28 protein-coding genes and 1 pseudogene are annotated in these 22,354 nt (G+C 64.7%); 16 read left to right on the forward strand and 13 right to left on the reverse strand.

Annotation, left to right across the window (positions count from 1 at the left end; genetic code table 11):
- The coding region (locus B2V17_RS05100) for a GntR family transcriptional regulator (RefSeq protein ID WP_292995880.1) at positions 1–770 on the forward strand (770 nt) is incomplete at its 5' end.
- Positions 727–1,218 carry a molybdenum cofactor biosynthesis protein MoaE gene (locus B2V17_RS05105; RefSeq protein ID WP_414690764.1) on the forward strand — a complete coding sequence of 164 codons (492 nt, stop codon included), beginning with the start codon at positions 727–729 and terminating at the stop codon, positions 1,216–1,218. The genes B2V17_RS05100 and B2V17_RS05105, both read left to right, overlap by 44 nt.
- On the opposite strand, the gene B2V17_RS05110 is transcribed toward B2V17_RS05105, so the two are convergent.
- Positions 1,215–1,727: a hypothetical protein gene (locus B2V17_RS05110; RefSeq protein ID WP_292995884.1), complete on the reverse strand. Its 513-nt coding sequence runs from the start codon at positions 1,725–1,727 to the stop codon at positions 1,215–1,217. The two genes, B2V17_RS05105 and B2V17_RS05110, sit on opposite strands and share 4 nt — an antisense overlap.
- A gap of 174 nt (positions 1,728–1,901) precedes the next feature.
- Here B2V17_RS05110 and rplU point away from each other — a divergent pair, with 174 nt between their 5' ends.
- The 3 genes from rplU (at position 1,902) to B2V17_RS05125 (ending at position 3,403) form a co-directional block, all read left to right on the forward strand.
- Entirely contained in the window at positions 1,902–2,324 is a 423-nt protein-coding gene (gene rplU / locus B2V17_RS05115) for a 50S ribosomal protein L21 (RefSeq protein ID WP_292995886.1), read from the forward strand.
- A 20-nt stretch (positions 2,325–2,344) separates the two neighbouring features.
- Positions 2,345–2,611, forward strand: coding sequence for a 50S ribosomal protein L27 (gene rpmA / locus B2V17_RS05120; RefSeq protein WP_292995888.1), 267 nt, complete (start codon positions 2,345–2,347; stop codon positions 2,609–2,611).
- 222 nt (positions 2,612–2,833) lie between these two features.
- Positions 2,834–3,403: a GNAT family N-acetyltransferase gene (locus tag B2V17_RS05125; protein WP_292995890.1), complete on the forward strand. Its 570-nt coding sequence runs from the start codon at positions 2,834–2,836 to the stop codon at positions 3,401–3,403.
- Positions 3,404–3,568: 165 nt separating this feature from the next.
- On the opposite strand, the gene B2V17_RS05130 is transcribed toward B2V17_RS05125, so the two are convergent.
- Complete coding sequence (locus B2V17_RS05130) at positions 3,569–4,465, reverse strand: metal-dependent hydrolase (protein WP_292995892.1); 897 nt, start codon at positions 4,463–4,465, stop codon at positions 3,569–3,571.
- Positions 4,466–4,493: 28 nt separating this feature from the next.
- Here B2V17_RS05130 and B2V17_RS05135 point away from each other — a divergent pair, with 28 nt between their 5' ends.
- Positions 4,494–5,093: a TetR/AcrR family transcriptional regulator gene (locus tag B2V17_RS05135; RefSeq protein WP_292995894.1), complete on the forward strand. Its 600-nt coding sequence runs from the start codon at positions 4,494–4,496 to the stop codon at positions 5,091–5,093.
- On the opposite strand, the gene B2V17_RS05140 is transcribed toward B2V17_RS05135, so the two are convergent.
- Entirely contained in the window at positions 5,078–5,791 is a 714-nt protein-coding gene (locus tag B2V17_RS05140) for a YgfZ/GcvT domain-containing protein (protein WP_292995896.1), read from the reverse strand. The genes B2V17_RS05135 and B2V17_RS05140 overlap by 16 nt on opposite strands.
- Positions 5,792–5,943: 152 nt before the next feature.
- On the opposite strand from B2V17_RS05140, the gene pyrC reads away from it, so the two are divergent.
- Positions 5,944–6,993, forward strand: coding sequence for a dihydroorotase (gene pyrC / locus B2V17_RS05145; protein WP_292995897.1), 1,050 nt, complete (start codon positions 5,944–5,946; stop codon positions 6,991–6,993).
- Here the strand turns inward: pyrC and rarD are convergent.
- On the reverse strand, positions 6,970–7,881 hold the full coding sequence (rarD, locus tag B2V17_RS05150; protein ID WP_292995898.1) for an EamA family transporter RarD: 912 nt from the start codon (positions 7,879–7,881) through the stop codon (positions 6,970–6,972). The two genes, pyrC and rarD, sit on opposite strands and share 24 nt — an antisense overlap.
- Positions 7,882–7,957: 76 nt before the next feature.
- Between rarD and B2V17_RS05155 the strand changes: the two genes are divergently transcribed.
- Complete coding sequence (locus B2V17_RS05155; protein ID WP_292995899.1) at positions 7,958–8,683, forward strand: hypothetical protein; 726 nt, start codon at positions 7,958–7,960, stop codon at positions 8,681–8,683.
- Positions 8,684–8,695: 12 nt separating this feature from the next.
- Here B2V17_RS05155 and astD read toward each other — a convergent pair whose 3' ends face one another.
- Entirely contained in the window at positions 8,696–10,111 is a 1,416-nt protein-coding gene (gene astD / locus B2V17_RS05160; RefSeq protein ID WP_292995901.1) for a succinylglutamate-semialdehyde dehydrogenase, read from the reverse strand.
- 194 nt (positions 10,112–10,305) lie between these two features.
- Between astD and B2V17_RS05165 the strand changes: the two genes are divergently transcribed.
- The 4 genes from B2V17_RS05165 to B2V17_RS05180 all read left to right on the forward strand — a co-directional run bounded on the left by B2V17_RS05165 (position 10,306) and on the right by B2V17_RS05180 (position 14,914).
- Positions 10,306–11,229 (forward strand): alpha/beta fold hydrolase, encoded by a 924-nt coding sequence (locus B2V17_RS05165; RefSeq protein ID WP_292995903.1) that lies wholly within the window; start codon positions 10,306–10,308, stop codon positions 11,227–11,229.
- A gap of 108 nt (positions 11,230–11,337) precedes the next feature.
- Positions 11,338–12,129: a tetratricopeptide repeat protein gene (locus tag B2V17_RS05170; protein ID WP_292995905.1), complete on the forward strand. Its 792-nt coding sequence runs from the start codon at positions 11,338–11,340 to the stop codon at positions 12,127–12,129.
- A gap of 27 nt (positions 12,130–12,156) precedes the next feature.
- Positions 12,157–13,500, forward strand: coding sequence for a PQQ-like beta-propeller repeat protein (locus B2V17_RS05175; RefSeq protein ID WP_292995907.1), 1,344 nt, complete (start codon positions 12,157–12,159; stop codon positions 13,498–13,500).
- Positions 13,501–13,549: 49 nt separating this feature from the next.
- Positions 13,550–14,914, forward strand: a complete 1,365-nt coding sequence (locus tag B2V17_RS05180; RefSeq protein ID WP_292995909.1) for a methyltransferase family protein — start codon at positions 13,550–13,552, stop codon at positions 14,912–14,914.
- Between the two features lie 16 nt (positions 14,915–14,930).
- Here the strand turns inward: B2V17_RS05180 and B2V17_RS05185 are convergent, their stop codons facing one another.
- From B2V17_RS05185 to B2V17_RS05195, 3 genes are all read right to left on the reverse strand, one after another.
- Positions 14,931–15,230 carry a putative quinol monooxygenase gene (locus tag B2V17_RS05185; RefSeq protein ID WP_292995911.1) on the reverse strand — a complete coding sequence of 100 codons (300 nt, stop codon included), beginning with the start codon at positions 15,228–15,230 and terminating at the stop codon, positions 14,931–14,933.
- Complete coding sequence (locus B2V17_RS05190) at positions 15,230–16,600, reverse strand: glutamate--cysteine ligase (RefSeq protein WP_292995913.1); 1,371 nt, start codon at positions 16,598–16,600, stop codon at positions 15,230–15,232. Before B2V17_RS05190 ends, B2V17_RS05185 begins: the two co-directional genes overlap by 1 nt.
- A gap of 65 nt (positions 16,601–16,665) precedes the next feature.
- Positions 16,666–17,409 carry a 16S rRNA (uracil(1498)-N(3))-methyltransferase gene (locus tag B2V17_RS05195; RefSeq protein ID WP_292995915.1) on the reverse strand — a complete coding sequence of 248 codons (744 nt, stop codon included), beginning with the start codon at positions 17,407–17,409 and terminating at the stop codon, positions 16,666–16,668.
- Positions 17,410–17,575: 166 nt separating this feature from the next.
- Here B2V17_RS05195 and ubiA point away from each other — a divergent pair, with 166 nt between their 5' ends.
- The 3 genes from ubiA to B2V17_RS05210 are packed head-to-tail and all read left to right on the forward strand — an operon-like array spanning position 17,576 to position 19,557.
- On the forward strand, positions 17,576–18,499 hold the full coding sequence (gene ubiA / locus B2V17_RS05200) for a 4-hydroxybenzoate octaprenyltransferase (RefSeq protein WP_292995917.1): 924 nt from the start codon (positions 17,576–17,578) through the stop codon (positions 18,497–18,499).
- A complete protein-coding gene (locus B2V17_RS05205) occupies positions 18,486–18,929 on the forward strand; it encodes a COG3650 family protein (protein ID WP_292995919.1) in 444 nt (147 codons plus the stop codon). Before ubiA ends, B2V17_RS05205 begins: the two co-directional genes overlap by 14 nt.
- A gap of 4 nt (positions 18,930–18,933) precedes the next feature.
- On the forward strand, positions 18,934–19,557 hold the full coding sequence (locus B2V17_RS05210) for an SOS response-associated peptidase (protein ID WP_292995921.1): 624 nt from the start codon (positions 18,934–18,936) through the stop codon (positions 19,555–19,557).
- 195 nt (positions 19,558–19,752) lie between these two features.
- Here the strand turns inward: B2V17_RS05210 and B2V17_RS05215 are convergent, their stop codons facing one another.
- Together B2V17_RS05215 and B2V17_RS05220 are read right to left on the reverse strand one after the other, a co-directional pair.
- Positions 19,753–20,577 carry an arylamine N-acetyltransferase family protein gene (locus tag B2V17_RS05215; RefSeq protein WP_292995923.1) on the reverse strand — a complete coding sequence of 275 codons (825 nt, stop codon included), beginning with the start codon at positions 20,575–20,577 and terminating at the stop codon, positions 19,753–19,755.
- Positions 20,570–20,941 carry a VOC family protein gene (locus B2V17_RS05220; RefSeq protein ID WP_292995925.1) on the reverse strand — a complete coding sequence of 124 codons (372 nt, stop codon included), beginning with the start codon at positions 20,939–20,941 and terminating at the stop codon, positions 20,570–20,572. The genes B2V17_RS05215 and B2V17_RS05220 overlap by 8 nt, the downstream gene beginning before the upstream one ends.
- A 107-nt stretch (positions 20,942–21,048) precedes the next feature.
- On the opposite strand from B2V17_RS05220, the gene soxR reads away from it, so the two are divergent.
- The gene (gene soxR / locus B2V17_RS05225; RefSeq protein WP_292995927.1) at positions 21,049–21,489 is read left to right on the forward strand and encodes a redox-sensitive transcriptional activator SoxR; all 441 of its coding nucleotides are present in this window, start codon (positions 21,049–21,051) and stop codon (positions 21,487–21,489) included.
- Here the strand turns inward: soxR and B2V17_RS05230 are convergent.
- The 3 genes and pseudogenes from B2V17_RS05230 to B2V17_RS05240 form a co-directional block, all read right to left on the reverse strand.
- Complete coding sequence (locus B2V17_RS05230) at positions 21,486–21,770, reverse strand: BrnA antitoxin family protein (protein ID WP_292995929.1); 285 nt, start codon at positions 21,768–21,770, stop codon at positions 21,486–21,488. The two genes, soxR and B2V17_RS05230, sit on opposite strands and share 4 nt — an antisense overlap.
- The gene (locus B2V17_RS05235) at positions 21,730–22,005 is read right to left on the reverse strand and encodes a BrnT family toxin (protein ID WP_292995931.1); all 276 of its coding nucleotides are present in this window, start codon (positions 22,003–22,005) and stop codon (positions 21,730–21,732) included. The genes B2V17_RS05230 and B2V17_RS05235 overlap by 41 nt, the downstream gene beginning before the upstream one ends.
- Positions 22,006–22,114: 109 nt before the next feature.
- A pseudogene (locus B2V17_RS05240) lies at positions 22,115–22,354 on the reverse strand (chromosome segregation protein SMC); the annotation flags it as partial.

Here is a 22,354-nt window from a genome sequence, read left to right on the forward strand (position 1 = left end):
CTCGGCCGACGCCGAGGGCAGCGTGCTCGCGATCCGGCGGCGGGACTGATATGTCCGAACTGCCGGGACCGACCACCGACCACCGCTACATCCAGGTCGCCCGCGCGCTGCGCAAGGAGATCGTCGACGGCGTGTATCCCGTTGGTTCGCAGCTACCGACCGAACACGAGCTGTGCCAGCGTTTCTCCGTCAGCAGGTACACGGTGCGGGAGGCGCTGCGCCGGCTGCGGGAGGACAACTTGGTCTCCTCTCGCCCGCGGGCGGGCACCATGGTCGTGCCCCGGCCGTCCTCGCACGCCTACGTCCAGGACGTCATGTCGATCAACGATCTGCTCGCCTTCGCGACCGGGGCCCGGTTCGCCATCGAGTCGATCGCTATGGTCACCATCGATCGCGAGCTGGCCGCCCGAACCGGTCTGCCGCTCGGCGAGGAATGGCTTGCGGTGGTGGGGTTCCGGCGGGCCGAGGACTCCGATGTCCCCATCTGCCGAACCGAGTACTACATCAACCGGTCGTTCGCGGCGGTGGGCCGGATGCTGCAGAACCACACCGGGCCGATCTTCCCGCTCCTGGAGGATCTCTTCGGGATCAGCGTCGTGGAGGTGCGCCAGGAGATCACCGCCGTGCAGCTCTCCCCCGAACTGGCCCTTGCCGTTACCGACGAGCGGGTGCGCTGGGCGCTGAATGGCGAACTGATCGCCGAACAGGGCGGGATCGTGCTGCGTGATGGCGACGAACTGGCGTTTCTGCCGCCGGTCAGCGGGGGATAAGGTGGCGATCGAAGTCCGCCTGCTCGACGCGCCGTTCAATCCCGGTCTGTTCGTCGGGCCATTTACCCAGGCGCATCCAGGCCTTGGCGGGGTCTGCACCTTCGTTGGCGAGGTCCGCAGTGGCGGCGGAGTCGAAGCGCTGGAATTGAGTCATTACGCACCGCTGACCCTGTCCGGGATGGAGCGGCTGGCCGAGGCCGCCAGCGCCCGATTCGGCCTGATGGGCATCCTGATCCTGCACCGCGTTGGCGTGATGCTACCCGGTGAGCCGATTGTCTGCGTTTCCGCTGCGGCCACGCATCGACGCGCGGCATTTGACGCGGTCGATTACGCGATGGATCACCTCAAGAGCCGGTCATGGTTCTGGAAGCGCGAAAAGCGCGGCGGGGAATGGCACTGGATCGAGCCGCGCGGCGAAGACCACGCCGATCTTGCGCGCTGGGATTAGCGGTCCAGCGCACCCTTCAATGATTCGAGCACGCGGTCCTGGCCCGAAATGATCGCCACTGCCTGCTGACGGGTTGCCTCGATCGGGGCCACGTCGAGCCCGGTGATCCGCGCTTCGGCATAGAGCGAATCGAGCTCGGCCATGGCGACCATCGCCTGGGCACGGGCCGCTTCGAGCTCGGAGACGGCCACAGTGGCGACCGACCAGCTCTCGCTGCCCATCGGCGCGCCGCGGGCGGCACCGACCAGGCTGCGGGCGCGGGCTTCCTTGCCGGTGAACCGGGCATCGGCGCCGCGCACTTCGGCCAGCAGCAGGTCCAGCTTGTCGCGCTTGGCCGGATCGAGCGGCGGCGGAGCCGGCGGCGGAGGCGGCGGAGCGGGCGGCCATGTTGCCGTGACCCGCTCGGCCGGGCGCTTGGCCAGCGAGGGATAGGCCCCATCGTCGCTTGCGCAGGCGGTCAGGGCCAGGCTAGCGCAGGCAAGCAACGGAAGGGTGAGGGCGCGGGGCATGGCCTGCCCAATAGCATGTCCGACAAACCTTGCCAGAGAGGTTCTTCCGGCGTTGACACTTGCGGGCGGTTCTATTAGGGGCAGCCCTTCTTTGGCACCCCTGCCGTCCGGCGGGGGCCAATGCGCTGCCCGAATTCTCGGGTGGTTAGATGAAAATGAACGGATAAGGGCACCATGTTCGCAGTAGTGCGCACGGGCGGCAAACAATACCGGGTTGCCGCCGGAGACAAGATCGCGGTTGAAAAGCTGGCTGGTGAAGCCGGTGAGACCATCACCCTGGGCGACGTCCTGCTGGCCGGTGACGGCGGCGAAGTGAAGGACGCCAAGGGCGTTGTCGTTTCGGCCGAAATCATCGCCCAGGCGAAGTCGGAAAAGGTGATCGTTTTCAAGAAGCGCCGCCGCCACAACTATCGCCGCAAGAACGGCCACCGCCAGCAGATGACCCTGCTGCGGATCGTTGCTGTTGGCGCCGAAGCCAAGAAGGCCGCTCCCAAGAAGGAAGCTGCGCCCAAGGCTGAAGAAACCGCCGCCGAAGCACCGGCGAAGAAGGCCCCGGCCAAGAAGGCCGCAGCCAAGGCCTCTGGGCCTGCTGAATAAGAATTCCGGAGTAGTTCGAGATGGCACATAAAAAAGCAGGCGGTTCATCGCGTAACGGTCGCGACTCAGCGGGCCGCCGCCTTGGCGTGAAGAAGTTTGGCGGTCAGGAAGTGATCGGCGGCAACATCATCATCCGCCAGCGCGGGACCAAGGTGTACCCGGGCGCCAACGTCGGTCTGGGCAAGGATCACACCCTGTTCGCTCTGACTGCCGGCCGCGTGCGCTTCCATGATGGCAAGCTTGGCCGCAAGTACGTCTCGGTCGACATGGCCCAGGCAGCGGAATAACGGACAGTCGCTAACGGGCTGTCCCTGATGGGATGGCCCCGCCGGCTTAACGACCCGGCAGAACGAGGGAGAGGGGCCAACCCGTCTCCCTTTTTTCGTCTCTTCCTCAGCACGGTTTCGACAGGGCATCCCAAATCGGGTGCACCCTGACGCAAGCCGTAATGGCAATGTCACAGGTCGCGCCTAACAGGCCGGCGTGGGGCGAATGACGAGAGGTGAAAGATGTTCATTCGCAGTGAAAGATTGTTCCTGCGGCCGGGCTGGCCCGAGGATTGGCAGGAACTGCTCAGCCGGATTGCCGACGAATCGGTGGTCAAGAACCTGGCCAAGGTGCCCTGGCCCTATACCGCCGACGATGCCCGGTGGTTTGCCAGCCAGCCGCAGCACCCGCGTCTGCCGCACTTCTTTGTGACCCTGCCGACCAGCGCGGCTCCGGCCGAGCTGATCGGCTGCGTGGGGCTGGGCGAAGTCGATGGCGAGGTTGAGCTCGGCTATTGGTTCGCGCGCCAGCATTGGGGCAAGGGCTATGCCACCGAGGCCGCCCGGGCCGTGCTGCGGCTCGCCCGGGTGCTGGGGCACCGCGAGCTTGTCGCCGGCCACTTCATCGACAATCCGGCATCGGGCGCGGTGCTGCGCAAGGTCGGATTCGTCCCGACCGGCAAACTGCGGCAACGGTTCAGCCTGTCACGTGGGTATGAGACTCAGTCGGTCGAACACCGGCTCGTGCTGGGCCAGCCCAGCGACTGCGATGGCGGAGACGACAACGTAGCCGCCCCGATGCGAGCCGCTTAAGCAACAAAGTTCCTCTCCATTTTCACGAAGTGCAAATGGGAAGGTGGCATTTGCGAAGCAAATGACGGAGGGGTCTCTGCCCTCGCGCATTGCCCCTCCGTCAGCCGCCTACGGCGTCTGCCACCTCCCCAGATGTGCTTTGCAAATCTGGAGAGGATCAAACGCTCAGACCATGACCGCGTCGGGGAATTCGCTTTCCGCCTTGGCGATCAGCGCGCGGTCGTCGTGCTTCCAGGGGTGGAAGCCGGGCAGGAAGTAGGCGACCCAGGCCGGGAAGATCTTGCGCAGCACGCCCGGTGTGCCGACCAGATACCAGGCCAGCTTGGCCTTGACCTTCCAGCCGGTAAGCCCGTCCTGAGCGAGCAGTTCCAGCGTGTCGTTCCAGCGGTTGCGCAGGAAGTTGAAGGTCACCAGCAGCATCGTCACCGCTTTCAGGCGATAGCGCCGCAGCCGGGTCCAGTCGCGCGTGGCGTGCAGGAAGGTGTCATAGGCGACGCCCTTGTGCTCGATTTCCTCGATCGCGTGCCAGCGCCACATCGCTGCCGTTTCCGGTTCGGCATTCTTGAAGTGCTGCGGGTTGGCGAGGAATTCGTGCGCCATCATCGCGGTGTAGTGTTCCAGCGCGATGGTCGCGGCGAGGTTGACGATCTGCGGGCGCTGCTTGATCATTTCCATCAGCTCGCCAACGCGGGCATCGATCCGGGCCATGTCGTAGCCGGCATCGGCAGCGGCCTTGTTGAACACCACGTGCTCTCGGGTGTGGTTGATTTCCTGCTTCACAAAGGCGCGGATCTCGGCCTCCAGCTTGGGCGGGGCGCCTTCGCGGTGGGCCTTGACCGCCTCGATGAACATCGCCTCGCCGCGCGGGAAGGTGGCGGAGAGGGCGTTGTGCCAGGCAGTGGCGACCGGATCGCCGCCCAGCCACCAGCGGCCAGGCTTCTGCGCGCGGCCAAAGCGCTGGTCGCGGACCACGATCTCAAGATCGGCGGGGGTGGGGACATCCAGCTTGCCGAGGGGCGCAGCCGGTTCTAGGTCGAGGGGGAATTTGGTGGGAGCGTTCATGCTGCCCCGATAGAGGTAACTTACACTAATGTCAATAAGGAAGCGCCTGACCCAGGAAGAGAGCCGGACCGTGGCCCTTGAGGCTGCGCGCGCGCTGCTGATCGAACTGGGGCCGCAGGCGGTTACGCTCAAAGCCGTGGCTTCGCGAATCGGACGTACGCACGCCAACCTGCTGCACCATTTCGGCTCGGCCGCTGGTCTGCAGAAGGAGCTCGCCGGGCATCTCGCGGTGACGATCTGCGCGACAATCGAAGATGCCGTGCTGGCCAGCCGGGCCGGCGAGGGTAGCCCGCGCGAAGTGGTCGACCTGACCTTTGATGCCTTCGACAAGGAAGGCGGCGGCGCGCTGGCCACCTGGATGCTGATGAACGGCAACGAGGACGCGCTCGACCCGTTGCTTGAGGCGATTCACGAACTGGTCGACGATCTGGGCGATCACGAGACTGCGCAGATGCACGATGTCACCCATGCCTTGTGCGTGATGGCGCTAGGCGATGCGCTGATGGGCGCACAACTGGCGCAAAGCCTTGGTCTGCCTCGCACTTCGGCGCGCGATATGGCGGAGAAGATGCTGATCGACGGCGCGATTGCGGCGGGGATCGTGGTGCCCGGTCAGCCTTCTGACTGAAGCCAGCTGGGGCGCCATTCGGGCCGAATATCCTCGACCCGCAGGTGATCAACCGCCAGCCCCAGATCGGGATAGACCGCGCGCTGGCGCTTGGGATCGCTCTGCGCCATTGGCACCACCACCAGCCGCCGGTTGACCTTCTGCCGCCAGTTCATCCGCGCAGTGTTCTCCTGCCCGACATAGCAGCCCTTGGTGAAGGACACACCATTCAGCTCGGCGGCGTTGCATTCCAGCCAGAGCAGGTCGGACAGTTCGTCGCTGCCTTCGCAGACATCATGTGAAAGGCGGTGCGCAAGCCATTGCGGTTCGGCGCTTTCCCCTTCCGCCGCCCCGATCCAGCGCTGACCCAGCGCGGGTAGGCGCGGATCGGGCGAAGGACCATCACCCGGCTGCCAGTGTACGCCCAGTTCCGGGTCTGGCGCGATGCCGATCTTGCGGCGCAAGCGATAGAGCGACAGCCGCTTGACCAGCGCTTCGGCCTGATCGGCTTCGGCATCGATCAGCAGGTCTTCGCCCTGGCCCCAGACCACGAAGTCGAACAGCACCTTGCCCTGCGGGCTGAGCAGCGCCGCCCAGACCGGCAGCGGCCCGGTAACATCGTTGGTGACCAACCCTTGCAGGAAGGCGCGGACATCTTCGCCCGGGTCCGAAGCGGTCAGGCGGATCGCGGCGCGGCTGCTGAGGCGGGTGGCGGTCATGGGTGACAGATAGGGCTTCGCACGCAAAATTGCAGCAGTTCCGTCCGCCCTGAGCTTGTCGAAGGGCTGCTTTGTCTTTGCGCGATGCGCGCTACCGCGCGAAGAACAGGACAGTGCTTCGACAAGCTCAGCACGGGCGGTTATGGGGAGGAATGGCAAGCGATTCTCCCATCACTCTCACGATCCGCCGCCCCGACGATTGGCATGTCCATCTGCGCGATGGCGCGTTGCTGGCCGGGGTTGTGCCGCATACTGCGCGGCAGTTTGCGCGGGCGATCGTGATGCCCAACCTCTCCCCGCCGATGACCGATTGCGCCGGGGTTGCGGCCTATCGCGAACGGATCATGGCGGCGCTGCCAGAGGGGATGGACTTCACCCCGCTGATGACGCTCTACCTGACCGACGCCACCGACCCTGATGAAGTGGCGCGTGGCTTTGCCGATGGCGTGTTCGTCGCGGCCAAGCTCTATCCCGCGCATGCGACAACCGGATCGGCCCACGGGGTGACCGACGTGGCCAATATCCGGGCCGTGCTCGAGCGGATGGCCTCGATCGGCATGCCGCTGCTGGTCCACGGCGAAGTGACCGACGCGCATGTCGACATCTTCGATCGCGAAGCAGTGTTCATCGATCGGACCCTGGCCCCGCTGGTCCGCGAACTGCCCGAACTGAATGTGGTGTTCGAACACGTCACCACGCAGGAGGCGGTGCAGTTTGTCGAAAGCGCTGGCGCAAATGTCGCGGCGACGATCACCCCGCAGCACCTTCACATCAACCGCAATGCCATGCTGGTCGGCGGGATCCGCCCGCACATGTATTGCCTGCCGGTGGCCAAGCGCGAGGTGCACCGGCTGGCACTTCGCCAGGCGGCGACTTCGGGTTCAGGCAAGTTCTTCCTCGGCACCGACAGCGCCCCCCACGCGGTCGGCCTGAAGGAAGCCGCCTGCGGCTGCGCCGGGATCTTCAACGCGCCCTTTGCGCTGGAAAGCTACCTGGCGGTGTTTGAAGAGGAAGGCGCGTTGGACAAGTTCGAGGCCTTCGCCAGCCTGAACGGCCCGGCCTTCTATGGCCTGCCGGTCAACGCCGGCACCGTCACGCTGGAACGCGGGCCGGTGCCCGTTCCGGAACAGATCGACGCCAACGGCACCGCGATCGTCCCGTTCCACGCCGGTGAGGAGCTAGGCTGGCGCCTGCTGGGCTAGCCGGCGGCGGCGCTGGTTCCACAGGTCCCACATGAACACCGCGATCGCCGCCCAGATCAGCAAGAAGCAGGCGAGCTGCGCTGGCTTGAGCGGTTCGTTGAACACAAACAGGCCCAGGATGAACACAATCGTCGGGCTAAGGAACTGAACCATTCCCAACGTGGAATAGTCCATGCGGCGCGCGGCATAGGCGAACAGCAGCAGGGGCACGGCGGTCATGACCCCGGAGAATGCGATCAAAAGGCTGGACGAGAGATCGACGCCCAGCGCCGATCCGGCCGGCGCGACCGCGAACCACCAGACAATCCCGAGCGCCAAAGGCATCAGCACCATGGTTTCGACGGTCAGGCCTGCCAGCGATTCGACCGGGGCAAGCTTGCGGACCAGCCCATAGGCGCTGAAACTGACAGCCAGGGTCAGGCCGATCCACAGCGTATCGCGTGCATCCCAGGCCAGGAACGAAACGCCTACGCCAGCCAGCGCCACTGCCAACCACTGTGCCGGGCTGAGCCGTTCCTTCAGGAACAGGGTTCCGGCCACAACATTTGCCAGCGGGTTCATGTAATAGCCGATGCTGGTCGCCAGAACGTGCCCCGTTTGGACGGCTGCGATATAGACCATCCAGTTGACCCCAACCAGCAGCGCGCTGATGGTCAGCAACCGCAATACCGGCCAGGCCAGTGCAGCCTTGAGCGCCGCCCCTTGTCGCAACACGGCGACCAGCAGCAGGCACAGTGGTAGGGTAAAGACGATCCGCCAGCCGACGAATTCGAAAGGGGGAACCTGATGCACCAGCAGCAGGTACAGGGGCATCAGACCCCAGATCAGGTAGGTGGCAAAGGCCATGGGCAAGCCGTTCTGGCGAACATGATCGGAACCGGACGGCATGGATGGGCGCTAGCGGCATGGGGCATCCGAGGCAAGTGCACTGGCCAAGCGCCGGAAAATTGGGCATGACCGCGCCATGACAACATGGTCGCTACGCTATTTGCTGGTTGCTCCGCTGGCCTTGGCCCTTGCCGGCTGCGGCAGCGAAGAAAAGACCGACGCGCGGACCGAACGCGACGGTGCGGTTTCCAATGCGCTGGATGATCCGATCATGGCCGATCCCGATCTTGTTGCGCAGAACCGGGGAGATTCGGCGCTGTCGGGCGGCGGCCCGGCAATGGCCGAGATCCCGCCTGACAAGCGCAGTCCCGAAGAGGCCGAGAAGGCCAGACTGGCAGCGCGGGACTTTTTTGACGGGCGTGCGATCGATCCGGCCCCCCTTCCTGCCGAGACCTTGCCGGAATCCAGATTGGGCAAAGCGGCGACTATGCAGGCCGTGGCCGAGGCCCTGAAGCTGGGCGCGACGCAATGTCCGGCCAAGCTGAACTACAGCTTCGGCTGGGCGGCCCGGATGCCAGCCGAGCTGCCGATCTATCCGCGCGGTCATGCCCGGGTTGCCGCTGGAAGCGATGATCCCGGCTGCAAGCTGCGCGTGGTGCGCTTCGCAACTCCGGTTACCCCCGCGGATGTCATCGATTTCTATCATGCTGCCGCCAGCAAGAGCGGGCTCGCGCCGCGGCGGCTCAAAGAAGGCGGCGATGAAGTGGTGAGCGGCGGCAAAGGCGCTGCACGTTTCGCCGTCTATGTCCGGCAGCGCGCTGATGGACTTACCGAAGTCGACCTGGCGACCAGCGGCTTCTAGGTCGGAAGGGTTCTAGCCCTCGCGCAGGCCCACGCCAATCATCGCCCGGGGCTGTTCCATCTCGGTCGAGGCGACCGGATAGGCGCAATAGTCGGCAGCGTAATAGGCGCTCGGGCGGTGGTTGCCCGAAAGGCCAACCCCGCCGAACGGCGCGGCCGAGCTTGCCCCGTTGGTCGGCCGGTTCCAGTTGATCACCCCGGCCCGGACATTGGCCCAGAACCGGTTGTATTCCGCAGGAGAGCCGCCGACCAGCGAGGCCGAAAGGCCGAACCGGGTGTTGTTCGCTTCGGCAATCGCTTCGTCGAAATCGCTGACCTGAACCACCTGCAGCAGCGGGCCGAACAGTTCGACGTCTGGGCGGTCCTTGATCGCCGTCACGTCGATGATCGCGGGGGAAAGGAACGGCAGGTCATCGTTGGTCCGGATCAGGTGCTTGATCGCCTTCCCGCCATTGCTGAGCAGATAAAGGAAGCTTTCGGTCAGACCGTCAGCAGAACCATTGTCGATCACCGGGCCCATGAACGGAGCGGGCTCATCGAACGGCGCGCCGACGATGATCCGGTCTGCCAGCCGTTTCACCTCGGCCATGATCGGCTCGTACATGGTGTTCTTGATGATCAGGCGCCGCGCCGCGGTGCAGCGTTGCCCGGCGCTGGTGAAGGCCGACTGGACGATCAGCGCGGCCGCATCGGTGATCTTGGGCGTATCCCACAGCACCAGCGGGTTGTTGCCGCCCATTTCCAGCGCCACGATCTTGTCGGGCCGGGTCGAGAGGCGGCGGTTGATCGCAATCCCGGTGTGGGCCGAACCGGTGAACAGCACACCGTCGATCCCCTCATGACCGACCAGCGCCTGACCTTCATCGGGTCCGCCGATCAGCAGCTGGACCACGGCGGCGGAAATCCCCGCCTTGTGAAAGCACTGGACCAGCAGCTCGGCGGTGGCCGGAGTCTTCTCGCTCGGCTTGAACACGATCGCATTGCCGGCAATCAGCGCCGGCACGATGTGACCGTTGGGCAGGTGGGCCGGGAAGTTGTATGGCCCGAGCACCGCCATGACGCCGTGGGGCTTGTGGCGCAGCGCGGTCGTGCCCTGCAGCGCATTGTCGAGCTTGCGCTGGCTGGTCCGCTCGGCATAGGCGCGGATCGAAATTTCGACCTTGTTGATAACGCTTTCAACCTCGGTCCGGGCTTCCCACAGCGGCTTGCCGGTCTCGCGGGCGATCAGCGTGGCGAGCTTTTCGGCTTCCTTGCGTACTTCATTGGCGAAGCGGCGGACCAGTTCCATCCGGTTGGCCAGCGGCTGGGCTGCCCAGGCCGGCCAGGCGCGACGGGCGCGGCCGACGATATCGTCGACATTGCCGTACTTACCGCGCCAGATTTCGGCGCCGGTGGCCGGCTCGTAGGAGATAAGTTCAGGCTTGCTCAAGTGCTTCCCCGTCCCGTTCCGTGGTTGCATCACGAGGGTGCTTGGCCACAGGCCTTAGCCGCTGAACAGGTATATGGAAAGCCTTGCAATTCGATATATCTGGCACCGCAAATTTTGTTTAGGTCCGCCGCAACACCCGGTCAGACCCATCCAGCTTGCACCGCGCCGCACGGCGGGCGATAAGGCCGCCTAAGATGAGCCAGCAAAACGCAACTTCCGCCGAGATCGCCCCAAGCCGCGAGGGCTTTGCCGATCGTTTCTGGACCAGTGGTGACGGGCTCAAGCTGCACTTCCGCGATTATCCTGGGCGCGCTGACCGGCCGGTCGTCCTGTGCCTGCCTGGCCTGACCCGCAATGCGCGGGATTTTTCCCATGTCGCAGAGCGGCTTGCCGGTGACTGGCGGGTGATTTGCCCGGATCTGCGGGGCCGCGGCGATAGCGCTTACGCCAAGGATTCGGCGACTTACAACCCGCTGCAATATGCCGAAGACCTCGGTCTGCTGCTGCAGCAGGAAGATATCGGGCGGTTCGTTTCGATCGGCACTTCGCTGGGCGGATTGCTGACCATGATGTTCGCGATGGCCATGCCGGATCGGCTGGCTGGGGCCCTGCTTAACGATGTCGGCCCGGAAATTGCGCCGGAAGGACTGGAGCGGATCCGCAGCTATGTTGGCCAGGGGCGCAGCTTCCCGACCTGGATGCATGCCGCCCGCGCGCTGGAAGAGGCGCAGGGCGCGGTCTTTCCGGATTACGGGCTCGCCGAATGGCTGGCCATGGCGAAGCGCTGCATGGTGGTCGGTGGCAATGGCCGGATCGTGTTCGATTACGACATGAAAATCGCCGAGCCTTTCTCCCAACCCGGCGGCGAAGCCGGGGTTGACCTCTGGCCCGGCTTTGCAGCGTTGAAGGGGCGGCCCATGGCTCTGCTGCGCGGGGAGCTTTCCGACGTGCTGAGCCCTGCGACCTTCAGCCGGATGGCCGGGACTCTGGACGATTGCGAAGCCGTCACCGTGCCGCGGGTCGGCCACGCGCCGATGCTCGACGAGCCGGAGGCAGTGGCGCTCATCGACCGCCTGCTGGCCCGGGTATGCAAGATAGATGGCGCAGCAGTTTCCTGAAGCGGTCGTTCAGCGGCGCTTAACCGGGGGATTCGCAAGGGATTGGCGTTGAAAAGGCCGGTCCATCCGCTAAACAGCCGCCGACAGTCATAGTGAAGGCATTCGAACTTGGCCCTGAGTCCCCCCAGTAACGGCACCCCTCCAGCGAAGCCCAATGACCGTGATGAAGCGGCCAAGGACGGATTTCTGCGCGAAGTCGATGAGGCTCTGCGCGAAGAACAGCTGGTCACGGCCTTCAAGCGCTATGCCAAGCCGGTGGGCGGGGCGATCGTTGCCGGGTTGCTGGCGCTGGGCGGCTATCTCTATTGGGATCACACCCAGAAGACCGCGGCCGAGCAACTTTCCGAACGCAATGTGCTGGCGATGGAGCGGCTTGAGGCCGGCGCGATCGACCCGGCGATCAAGGACTATGAACAGCTCGCCAAGGAAGGCAGCGACGGCTCGCGCGCCGTGGCGCGGATGCAGCTGGCGGCGATTGCCGCGCAGCAGGGCAAGCTGGACGATGCCGCCCGTCAGTTCGGCACGATCGCTGCTGATCCTGCCGTGCCCCAGCCGCTGCGCGATCTGGCGCTGATCCGCCAGGTGACGATCAAGTTCGACACGATGAAACCCGATGAGGTTATCGCCAAGCTCAAGCCGCTGACGGTGCCCGGCAATGCCTTCTTCGGCAGCGCCGGCGAACTGGTCGGCATGGCCTATCTCGAACAGGGCAAGCCTGAACTTGCAGGCGCGCTGTTTGCCGAGGTCGGCAAGGACAAGAATGTGCCTTCCACGCTGCGTTCGCGGATGCGCCAGCTGGCGGGCGGGCTTGGCTTCGATGCCGGGATCGACGATCCCGAACTCGAAGCCGGCGGCGAGGCCGGGGCGTCCGCCTCGCCTTCCGCCGAAGCCAAGAAGTAAGCAGCGGACAGATTTAAGGAAATGCCGATGACTCCGAATAGCATGCCCCGCCGCTTCTCCGCCTCGCTGGCGCTCGTTCTCGCCCTCGGTCTGGCCGGCTGCGGCGTGTTTGGCGGCAAGGGCAAGCCTTCGACTCCGACCGTCGGCAACCGGGTTCCGATCCTCAGCAAGATCGACACCAGCGCCAAGGTCGATCCGGCCCTGGCCAATGTCGCGGTGATCGTGCCGCCTGCCACCGTCAACGCTGAATGGCCGCAGGCGGGCGGAACCGCCAGCAAGAGCTATGGCAACCTCGCGATGGGTGCCAATCCGACGATCGCCTGGACTGCCAAGATCGCCGGATCGAGCGCCAAGCAGCGGCTCGCTTCCAGCCCGGTGATCGGCGGAGGCAAGCTGTTCGTGATGGATACGGATGGCACGGTCCATGCCCTTGACGCCGCATCTGGCGCGGCGGTCTGGCAGCAAGGCTTCCAGATCAAGGGCGACGGCGCGACTTCGGTCTATGGAGGCGGGGTCAGCTATTTTGACGGGCGGGTCTATATCACGACTGGGACCGGCGAAGTTGCCGCGCTCGATGCGAACGACGGCAAGGTGTTGTGGAAGGTCAAGCCGGCCGGTCCGCTGCGCGGTTCGCCCACAATCGCGTTCAATTCGGTCTTCGTGATGACCCAGGCCAACCAGATGATTTCACTGAACGCTGCGGACGGCGCCCAGCAGTGGAACCGGGCAGCGTCGGTCGGGCAGACCGGGGTGTTCGGCGTGGCCGCTCCCGCCGCCGGGCAGGGCACCGTGATCGCCGGCTTCTCGACCGGGGAACTGATCGCCTACCGCTATGAAAACGGGCGCGAGCTGTGGTCCGATGCGTTGGCGCGGACCTCGCTGTCGACCACGGTGGGCGTGCTGACCGATATCGACGCCGATCCGATCATCGATCGGGGCCGGGTCTATGCGCTGGGCCAGGGCGGACGCATGGCCGCTTATGAACTGGTCACCGGTCAGCGGATCTGGGAACTCAACCTGGCGGGGATTTCGACCCCGGCGGTGGCGGGGGAATGGATCTTCACGCTGACCGACGATGGCCGACTGCTCTGCATCGCCCGGGCTACCGGCAAGGTCCGCTGGCTGACCCAGCTCGATACCTTCAAGAATCAGGAAAAGAAGAAGGGCCCGCTGTTCTGGTCGGGCCCGGTCCTGGCGGGTGACCGGCTGTGGTACGTCAATTCGCTTGGCCGGGTCTATTCAGCCTCGGTCACCGACGGAAAATCCGAACTGGCCGGCTACCTTGACGCGCAGGTGACGCTGGCACCTGTGGTGGCGAACAACACGCTCTACATCCTCGACGATACCGGCCGGATCACCGCGCTGCGGTGATCTGACCGCGTTACCCGCCGCTTAACCATTTCCCGCTAAGGCGGGCGGGATGAATTCCGCTGCGATCACTCCTGCCGATGTTCGGCCGCAGAGCGACGTTTCCGCCGTGGTCGGCTGGCTCGGCCTGGCGGCGCTGACCCTTTGGGTGATGATCTGCCATTTTTGGCCTGAAATCGTCACTGCACTGGGCCTGCCGATGCGGGCCGAGCGGCTGACCGGCCCCAATGCGGCGCTGACCGGGCTGCTGGTCTGCGCTGGGCCGATGGTGTTGTGGTCACTGCTGGTCGACAAGGTCCACCGCAATCCTTCAACCGGGATCAATTGGGACAAGCCGCGCAAGCTGGCCGATATTGCCGATGTTTCGATCACCAAGCTGGCTGGCCTGTGGGCCACCTGGGCGCTGATCGCGGCGTTCTATGCGCTGGGCCGGTGGTACTGGGAAGGACCGTACCTGTTTGCCATGCAGGTGCTGAGCGCTGCTGCGGTGCCGCTGTTTCTGCTCTCGATCCCCTATGTCATGTGGCTCGATCGCTATCTCATCCAGCCGCGCGACGGGTGCTGGCACTTCGGTGCGATGCTGATCGGGCGCGAGGCCTTCGAGCCGCAGCCGATCTGGCACCACCTGCGCGCCTGGGCGGTGAAGGGCTTCTTCACGGCTTTCATGCTGATGATCGTGCCGGGCGGTTTCCAGAATCTGGTCGCGCCGGACTGGAGCGAGTTCTTCCTTTCACCGGTCGGCATTGCTTCGCTGCTGATCACGCTGATGTTCGTGATCGATGAGCAGATCGGCTCGGTCGGCTACATCTTGACGATGAAGCCGCTCGACGCGCAGATCCGCTCAGCCAATCCCTTTCTGGCCGGCTGGCTGGCGGCGCTGATCTGCTATCCGCCGTTCCAGCTGATGGGCGAGGGGCGACCGCTGTTCTACCTTTATGGCGTGCCGGGGGATGACAACTGGTTCCACACCTTCGGCGCTTACCCGCTGATCCTGTGGATCTGGGCCACGCTGCTGGTGGTGCTGACGGGGATATATGCCTGGGCGACGGTCGCCTTCGGGATCCGCTTTTCCAACCTGACCTATCGCGGTGTACTGACCAACGGGCCCTATGCCTTCACCAAGCACCCGGCCTATCTGTCCAAGAACCTGTTCTGGTGGTGCGCCTCGATGCCGTTCGTCGTCGATACCGGATCGCTGGCGGATTCGCTGCGCAACGCCTTCTTCCTCGGCTGCGTCAGCGCGGTCTATTACTGGCGCGCCCGGACCGAAGAGAAGCACCTGCTGGCCGAAGATCCCAAGTACCGCGCCTATGCCGACTGGATGACGCGCAACGGCCTGATCACGCGGCTGTTTCACCGGCTCGGCAATGGTCTGAAGAGCCGCCGCCCGGTGTTGAGCGCGCAGCCGGCGGAATGATCGCCGTGCGGACCCGCTAGATCGCCGTGCCGCTGTCCGCTTCGTAAACCGTAATCGCCCGGCCGCTCAGCCCCAGTGCGGTGCGTTCCTCGCCCCAGACCGCCATGTGTTCGGTCTTGAGATGGGCACCCAGTTGCGCGCGGCTTTCCCAGACCTCGCTGACCCGGATAAGTCCGGGATCAAGCACGTCTTCGGCATAGTTGTATTCGATGCAACCGGCTTCGGCGCGGGTCGCCAGCATGACCTTGGCCATGAGCGGGCGGGCTTCATCCATGCGCTCGGCAGGAATGCGGAACTGGCCGACTACGATGATCATCAGAAGCTCAACTCGTAAACGCGGCTGATGTCGCCGCCCCATTCGCCATGGTACTTGTCCAGCAGGACCTGGGCAGGAACCTTGCCGGTGCGGACAATCTCGTCGAGCGGGTTCAGGAACCCGGCTTCGGTATCGCCCATCGAATTGAGGCGGCTGCGCGAATTGAGTCCGGCGCGGCTGATCGCCAGTACGTCGGCAGCAATATCGCGCAAGGTCCCGCCGCCAGGTATGGGAGCATCAAGCCCGAGCTTTGGTACCTCGGCGCGGAGCCGCTCACGCCCCTCCATGTCCCAGCCCTTGACCAGGTTCCACGCCGCATCGAGCGCACCCTGATCATAGAGCAGCCCAACCCAGAAGGCCGGGAGCGCGCAGATCTTGCGCCACGGCCCGCCATCGGCGCCGCGCATTTCGAGAAAGCTCTTGAGGCGTACCTCAGGAAAAGCGGTAGAAAGGTGATCGACCCAGTCGCTCTCGGTCGGCAATTCGCCAGGAAGCGCAGGTAGCTTGCCGACCAGAAAATCGCGGAAGCTCTGTCCGGCGGCGTCGATGTACTTGCCATCGCGGAACACGAAATACATCGGCACGTCGAGCATGTATTCGACATAGCGATCATAGCCGAACCCGTCCTCGAACACGAAGCCCAGCATGCCGGTGCGGTGCGGATCGGTGTCGGTCCAGATATGGCTGCGATAGGACAGGAAGCCGTTGGGCTTGCCCTCGGTAAACGGGGAATTGGCGAACAGCGCGGTCGCCAGCGGCTGCAGGGCCAGGCTGGTGCGGAATTTCTGCACCATGTCGGCCTCGCTCGAATAGTCGAGGTTGACCTGGATCGTGCAGGTCCGCAGCATCATGTCAAGCCCCATGCTGCCCACCCGCGGCATGTGCCGCAGCATGATCGCATACCGTCCCTTGGGCATGACCGGCAGCTCTTCGCGGGTCTTGTCAGGCCACATGCCCAGGCCCAGAAAACCCTTGCCGGTCTTGGCGCCAATGGTCTTGACCTGATCGAGGTGACGCCCGGTTTCCGCGCAGGTCTGGTGCAGCGTTTCCAGCGGTGCGCCCGACAGTTCGAGTTGGCCGGCCGGCTCCAGGCTGACCGCGCCATCGCTGCCCGAAAGCGCGATAATGTTGCCGCCTTCGATCACCGGCTCCCAGCCATACTGTTCCAGCGCGAGCAGGAGGTCACGGATCCCGCCGGGCTCGTCATAGGACGGGGCGTGGTGATCGCCGGTGCAATAGACCAGCTTTTCATGCTCGGTCCCGATCCGCCAGCGCTCGCGCGGCTTTTCGCCCTTGATCATCGGGGCGACCAATTGGTCGCGGCTTTCGATCACCGGATCGTTGCGATCTGAAACCTGTCTCGTGCTCATGGCGGGGGAGTTAGTGCCAAGATCGCCGCTGCGCTAGCAAAATTACGACCCGGCCGGGGATCGGCTCACCAATCCCCCTGCGTTCCCATCCATAGCGCGGTCGCTGCGATTGCTGCAGTCTCTCCGCGCAAAATCCGCGGGCCCAGCGTGATCACGCGGGCGTGCGGCAAGGCCCGGATCTCCTCGCGCTCAGCCTGGTCAAAGCCGCCTTCCGGGCCGGTCAGCAGCGCCGCTGGGCCGGCGCACGCAGCAAATTGCTGCGCAGCATTGGCACCGCCATTCTCGTCGGCGAAGAACAGTGCGCGGTTCGCCTGCCAGTCCTTGAGCAAGGCTTCCAGCTTTGCCGGCGCGGCCAGTTCGGGTAGAGCGGTGCGGGCGCATTGTTCGGCCGCCTCGATCAGAATGCTGCGGGCGCGGTCGAGGTTGAGCTTGTCAGCCACGCAGCGCCGGGTCAGCACCGGTTGGATCCGGCGCACTCCCAGTTCGCAGGCCTTTTCCAGCACCAGATCGAAACGGTCCTTCTTGAGCAGCGCCGCGCACAGGGTAAAGTCGGGCACGTCCTCGCGCGGGCGAAGCAGGGTCTCGCACGTGAGCATCACATCGCGCTTGGCGGCTTCGATCACCCGCGCGGCCCATTCGCCGGTCACATCATCGCACAGTACCACTGCATCGCCCGCCGCGATCCGCATCACCCGCGCCAGATAGTGTGCCTGCGGGCCGCCAAGCGAAACCTGCGCGCCTTGGGCCAGAGTCGTATCGACGAACAGGCGCGGCGCGCTTTTCGGGGGCCAGGCGGGGGTGGCGGGCATGGGCAAGGCTCTAACCGACCTACCTTTGCTCGTCATCCTGAACTTGTTTCAGGATCAATTTGGCCGGTAGCTCAACTTGAGAAGGAAGGCGCCGAATTTGCCGCGCGATGGATCCTGAAACAAGTTCAGGATGACGGGGTATGGTGATTTGGCTAGACGGCGGGCAATGAGCACCGCTGAAATCGTTCCCGATACCCAGCACCGCGGGATCGTCGCGGCCTTGCCGCAGCCGCTGCGCGATTACGCGCAGCTCGCCCGGTTCGACCGGCCGATCGGCTGGTGGCTGCTGTTCTGGCCTTGCGCTTGGGGGCTGTTGCTGGCGGGCGGAGTTTTCCGGCTGGGTTGGGCGGATTGCGCCGTGCTACTCGGCTGGCTGCTGCTCGGCGCGATCGCGATGCGCGGGGCGGGGTGCGTCTATAACGATATCGTCGATGCCGATCTCGACCGGCAGGTGGCGCGGACCGCGCTGCGCCCGGTAGCGAGTGGGCGGGTCAGCAAGCGCGCGGCCTGGGTCTGGCTGCTCGCGCTGTGCGGGATCGGGCTGGTGGTGCTGCTGCAACTGCGCTGGGAGGCGCAGCTGGTTGCAATTTCCAGCCTGGCGCTGGTCGCGGCCTATCCGTTCATGAAGCGGATCACGGGCTTCCCGCAGGCTTGGCTCGGGCTGGTCTTCACCTGGGGGGCGCCAGTCGGCTGGGTGGCGCTGCGATCGGACCGGCTTGATGTGCTGGCGGCGCTCTATGCGGGCTCGATCCTGTGGTGCGTCGGTTATGACACGATCTACGCCTGCCAGGACCGCGAGGACGATGCGATGGTCGGGATCGGTTCCTCCGCACTGACGCTGGGCCGGCATGTCCGGGCCGGGGTTGGGGCCTTCTATGCCGGAGCCGTGGCGCTGTGGGCGCTGGCCTTCTGGCTGCTGCGGCCGGACTGGATCGCGCTGCTTGCGCTTGTCCCCGCGGCGGCGCACCTTGCATGGCAGGTGCTGACGCTGGAGGATGGCGATGCCGACAATGCCCTTGCCCGGTTCCGCGCGAACCGATTTGCCGGATTGCTGGTCGCCGCGGCCTGCTGGGTGGTTGGCAATGCGTAGCGTGGTGGTGCTGGCGCTGCTGCTGGTCGCGGGCTGTGACCGCAAGACCACTGTCGAGATCAGAAGCGGCCCGGAATCGGCCGCAACGCCCGCCGCGGACGCGACCGGGCAGATCGAGGTCAAGCTGGCCGATCCGGCCAAGGAAAAGCGTTATCAGGCGCTGGGGACCGAGCCATTCTGGTCGGTCGAAATCGCGCCGGGCAAGCTGCGCTACTCCACGCCCGACAACCCCGATGGGATCGTCTTTCCGGCGAGCGAATCCGCACAGGGTACCGGCACGCGCTATTCGGGCATGATGGACGGCAAAGCTCTGTCGGTGACGATCGAACCCGGCCCATGCAGCGACGGCATGAGCGATACGGCCTATCCCTATAAGGCGGTGCTGACGATTGAAGGACGCACCGAACAGGGCTGCGCGCGGGAGAAATAGCGCGGTGTGCAACCTTTACCGCATGACCAAGGGCACCGCCGAGGTGGCCAAACTGTTCGAGGTCGAGCCCGATCTGTCGGCCAACTATGCCGCCGAAGTCTATCCCGGCACCCCCGGGCTGGTGGTGGCCGAAGGACGGGCCCGGGCGATGCATTGGGGCTTTCCGCTGGTGCTGAAAGGCAAGCAGGGCCAGCCGCTGAAACCCAAACCGGTCACCAATGCACGCGAGGACAAGCTGCTGACAGGCTTTTGGCGCGACAGCTTCGTCCAGCGCCGCTGCCTCGTCCCGGTCAGCCAGTGGGCCGAGGCCGAGGGCGAGAAGGGGCGGATGACCCGCACCTGGTACGGCCTGCCCGGCGAAGAGGTCTTCGCGGTGGCCGGGCTGTGGCGATCAAGCGCTGAATGGGGCGATGTCTACACCGTGGTGATGGTCGACGGGCACCCGCAGATGGCCGAGGTGCACGATCGGATGCCCTTGATCCTCAGCCATGCCGCGCAGCGCTACTGGCTGGAGGGATCGCCGGACGAGGCGCTGGCGCTATGCCAGACCTGGGAAGATGCGATCACCGTTGAGCAGACGACGGAGCGCTGGGCCGGTGGCGGAGGTGCGCAGCCGCAGTTGTTGTGAGAATTGGGTTCACGCAGAGGCCGCAGAGAAGAAAGAGGAGACGCAGAGAAGTCTCGTTTGCGGCGAAGCCGCTCTCCCAGCGTGACACGGCAGGATGACGCATTCTTGGAATAGGCAAAGAGCCTCCGGCTCAATCCCATCCTCTCTGCGCCTCCCCCTTTCTTCTCCGCGTTCTCTGCGTGAACCCCTTAAACGCTAGGCAAACAGCGCGGCGTGCCGCGCCTCGATTGCCGGCCACAGCCCCGCCGCTTCAGGCACGTCGAGGCCGAACAATTCGTGCAACACGGCGACCAGCTCTTCGGCTGAAGCGAGTTCGCGCTCCTCAGAGTCCTTCGTCCGGGTCAGCGTCAGCACCTTGCCGCGCAGCATGTCGTGACCGCTGGGGCGGCGTTGCTGGACCACCAGGTTCTGGACGAAAATCGATTCGGGATCGCTCGCCTGCCAGGCACAGAGCGCTTCGAGCCGGGCCTCTTCGGCCGGCTGATCGTGGAAATCGAACGACAGCGGCATCGGCCCTTCGGTGATCGCCAGCCGCCAGTACCCGTCCTCGACCTGCCCGAGCTCGCCCGCCAGCGGGGCTTCGGCCCAGGTGCCGGCGGCAAAGGGCAGGGGTGCAAGCTGGGTCGAGCCGAAGCCGACATCGCAAAGCCAATCGCGCCCTTCGGCGGTAACCTTGAGCGCGAGGTGCGAGCCCATCGCGAATTCGCCGCGCAGCTGCCGCATCACCCCGGCGGAGAGGCGGGTAACCGGAAAGCCCAGCGTCGCCAGTGCGCGGCCGAACAGTCCGTTCTGCTCGTAACACCAGCCGCCGCGCCGCCGGGTGACAAGCTTCTCAAAGATCCGCACCGGATCGAGCGTCGGCGGATCGCCCAGCTGGACGTCGAGATTCTCGAACGGGATCGTCAGGACATGCGCGCGGTGCAGCGCGTCGAGCGCAGAAAGGTCCGGGGCGCGCGGACCGTCAAAGCCGATCCGCGCCAGGTAGGCGTCCAGCTGCTGGGGCTTCAGCGGTTCATTCATAGCTTACCACCTCGAATTCGATGCCGTCCCAATCAAAGAAGTAGAACCGGCGACCGGGTTCGTAATCGGCATGATTGAACGGGACAAGGCCGGCTGTCTTGACCACGTCCTCGGCTGCATCGAGATCGTCGACCACCAGTCCGACATGGTTGAGCGGAACGCCCTTGGCAAAGGGGCCACCGCGTCCCTCGTTGGTATAGACCGCAAGGTAATCGCGCTCGCCTCCGACATGGATGGTCCACCCGCCAAGCTGCGACGGCCCGCGCCAGCGCTCGTGCCAGCCGCACAGTTGCTGCAGCAGGGCGGACGAGCGTTCGGGATCGCTGACGGTGATATTGGCATGTTCGAGAAAGCCGTGGGGCATGGCTTGGTCCTTGTTTGAATGGGTTAATGCGCAAACGAATCAAAGCGCTTTATCTTTGTGCAACCTCAAGCTAACTTGAGGTCAAGCGAAAAGCGGAGAAACCTGGCATGGACCGCAACGACCTGCTTCCGATCGGAGAACTGGCGCGGCGCACCGGGCTCGCGGTTTCGGCGATCCGGTTCTACGAGGACAAGGGCCTGATCCAGGCCTTCCGGACCATGGGCAACCAGCGCCGCTTCCTGCGCAGCGACATCCGCCGGCTGAGTTTCATCCTGATCGCGCAGAAGTTGGGGCTGGGCCTGGTCGAGATCGAGGCCGAGCTGTCCAAGCTGCCGCAGGGACGCACCCCGACCACCTCGGACTGGCGCAACATCAGCCGCTCGATGCGCGGGATGATCGACCAGAAGATCGCGCTGCTGACCCTGACCCGCCAGAAGCTCGACGAATGTATCGGCTGCGGCTGTCTGAGCCTTGAGCGGTGTCGGCTATACAACCGTGATGACCGCGCCGGGACGAAGGGGACGGGGCCGCGGTTTGTGCTGGATTAGATGCCGAGTGCCTTGCGCAACTCCGCGTTGATCCGCGATTGCCAGCCCTTGCCGGTCGCGCGGAACTTCTCGATCACATCGGGATCGAGCCGCAGCGTCACCTGCTTTTTCGGGTTTTCAGATTTGGGGCGGCCAAGCGGGTTCGTCCAGGTGCCAAGCGCCGGGCGCACAAGCTTGCCGCCGACATAGATCGCCGCGCCACGGAAATGGTCTTCAGTCCATTCTGGCGCGTCATCTGGATCAGTCCAAGGCTCGCTTTCGAGCTTCGATTTCCCGCTCATGCACATACCTCATTGAAATAATTCGGCGCCGATGAGTCCCTCTGGGGGTCCATACTATCGCAACCGGTCTATCATCGATCTGGCCAAAACTGATTATACGCACTTCACCGTAGTCAAACCGGTCATCAACGAGTTCGATCTCAAGCGAATCGAATACCTTGGTTGCATCTGAAAAGTTTAGTCCTCGCTCACGCAGCGTCCGTTGACGCTTCTCTTCATCGTACTCCAAGTCCACCGAAGCCTCCAAAACATGGGTTTCACGTTCGGCCTCTTTTGCCGGTGGGTCCGGGCGGCTGTTACCGCCGTCATGACTATATGTAACTACAACAAAAGACCTGTCAAGCCTACTCGGCCGCCAGCAGCTCTTCCGCCCCCTCAAGGTCCACGCTGACCAGCCGCGAGATCCCGCGCTCCACCATGGTCACGCCGAACAGGCGGTGCATGCGGCTCATCGTCACGGCGTTGTGAGTGACGATCAGATAGCGGGTCTGGGTTTCGAGCACCATCGCGTCGAGCAGGTCGCAGAAGCGTTCGATGTTTGCATCGTCGAGCGGCGCGTCGACTTCGTCGAGCACGCAGATCGG

Origin of the sequence: Novosphingobium sp. UBA6272, assembly GCF_002440635.1 — a bacterium.
Taxonomy (GTDB): Bacteria; Pseudomonadota; Alphaproteobacteria; order Sphingomonadales; family Sphingomonadaceae; genus Novosphingobium.

What these genes read in the sequence shown, in the direction of transcription:
- B2V17_RS05125 (WP_292995890.1), top strand. Translation starts at nt 2,834, where the DNA reads ATGTTCATTCGCAGTGAAAGATTGTTCCTGCGGCCGGGCTGGCCCGAG.
- B2V17_RS05230 (WP_292995929.1), bottom strand. Translation starts at nt 21,770, where the DNA reads ATGAGCGGGAAATCGAAGCTCGAAAGCGAGCCTTGGACTGATCCAGAT.
- B2V17_RS05215 (WP_292995923.1), bottom strand. Translation starts at nt 20,577, where the DNA reads ATGAATGAACCGCTGAAGCCCCAGCAGCTGGACGCCTACCTGGCGCGG.
- B2V17_RS05130 (WP_292995892.1), bottom strand. Translation starts at nt 4,465, where the DNA reads ATGAACGCTCCCACCAAATTCCCCCTCGACCTAGAACCGGCTGCGCCC.
- B2V17_RS05165 (WP_292995903.1), top strand. Translation starts at nt 10,306, where the DNA reads ATGAGCCAGCAAAACGCAACTTCCGCCGAGATCGCCCCAAGCCGCGAG.
- B2V17_RS05190 (WP_292995913.1), bottom strand. Translation starts at nt 16,600, where the DNA reads ATGAGCACGAGACAGGTTTCAGATCGCAACGATCCGGTGATCGAAAGC.
- B2V17_RS05155 (WP_292995899.1), top strand. Translation starts at nt 7,958, where the DNA reads ATGACAACATGGTCGCTACGCTATTTGCTGGTTGCTCCGCTGGCCTTG.
- rarD (WP_292995898.1), bottom strand. Translation starts at nt 7,881, where the DNA reads ATGCCGTCCGGTTCCGATCATGTTCGCCAGAACGGCTTGCCCATGGCC.
- B2V17_RS05180 (WP_292995909.1), top strand. Translation starts at nt 13,550, where the DNA reads ATGAATTCCGCTGCGATCACTCCTGCCGATGTTCGGCCGCAGAGCGAC.
- B2V17_RS05195 (WP_292995915.1), bottom strand. Translation starts at nt 17,409, where the DNA reads ATGCCCGCCACCCCCGCCTGGCCCCCGAAAAGCGCGCCGCGCCTGTTC.
- B2V17_RS05185 (WP_292995911.1), bottom strand. Translation starts at nt 15,230, where the DNA reads ATGATCATCGTAGTCGGCCAGTTCCGCATTCCTGCCGAGCGCATGGAT.
- soxR (WP_292995927.1), top strand. Translation starts at nt 21,049, where the DNA reads ATGGACCGCAACGACCTGCTTCCGATCGGAGAACTGGCGCGGCGCACC.
- B2V17_RS05135 (WP_292995894.1), top strand. Translation starts at nt 4,494, where the DNA reads ATGTCAATAAGGAAGCGCCTGACCCAGGAAGAGAGCCGGACCGTGGCC.
- rplU (WP_292995886.1), top strand. Translation starts at nt 1,902, where the DNA reads ATGTTCGCAGTAGTGCGCACGGGCGGCAAACAATACCGGGTTGCCGCC.
- rpmA (WP_292995888.1), top strand. Translation starts at nt 2,345, where the DNA reads ATGGCACATAAAAAAGCAGGCGGTTCATCGCGTAACGGTCGCGACTCA.
- pyrC (WP_292995897.1), top strand. Translation starts at nt 5,944, where the DNA reads ATGGCAAGCGATTCTCCCATCACTCTCACGATCCGCCGCCCCGACGAT.
- B2V17_RS05140 (WP_292995896.1), bottom strand. Translation starts at nt 5,791, where the DNA reads ATGACCGCCACCCGCCTCAGCAGCCGCGCCGCGATCCGCCTGACCGCT.
- B2V17_RS05220 (WP_292995925.1), bottom strand. Translation starts at nt 20,941, where the DNA reads ATGCCCCACGGCTTTCTCGAACATGCCAATATCACCGTCAGCGATCCC.
- B2V17_RS05105 (WP_414690764.1), top strand. Translation starts at nt 727, where the DNA reads ATGGCGACGAACTGGCGTTTCTGCCGCCGGTCAGCGGGGGATAAGGTG.
- B2V17_RS05110 (WP_292995884.1), bottom strand. Translation starts at nt 1,727, where the DNA reads ATGCCCCGCGCCCTCACCCTTCCGTTGCTTGCCTGCGCTAGCCTGGCC.
- B2V17_RS05175 (WP_292995907.1), top strand. Translation starts at nt 12,157, where the DNA reads ATGACTCCGAATAGCATGCCCCGCCGCTTCTCCGCCTCGCTGGCGCTC.
- ubiA (WP_292995917.1), top strand. Translation starts at nt 17,576, where the DNA reads ATGAGCACCGCTGAAATCGTTCCCGATACCCAGCACCGCGGGATCGTC.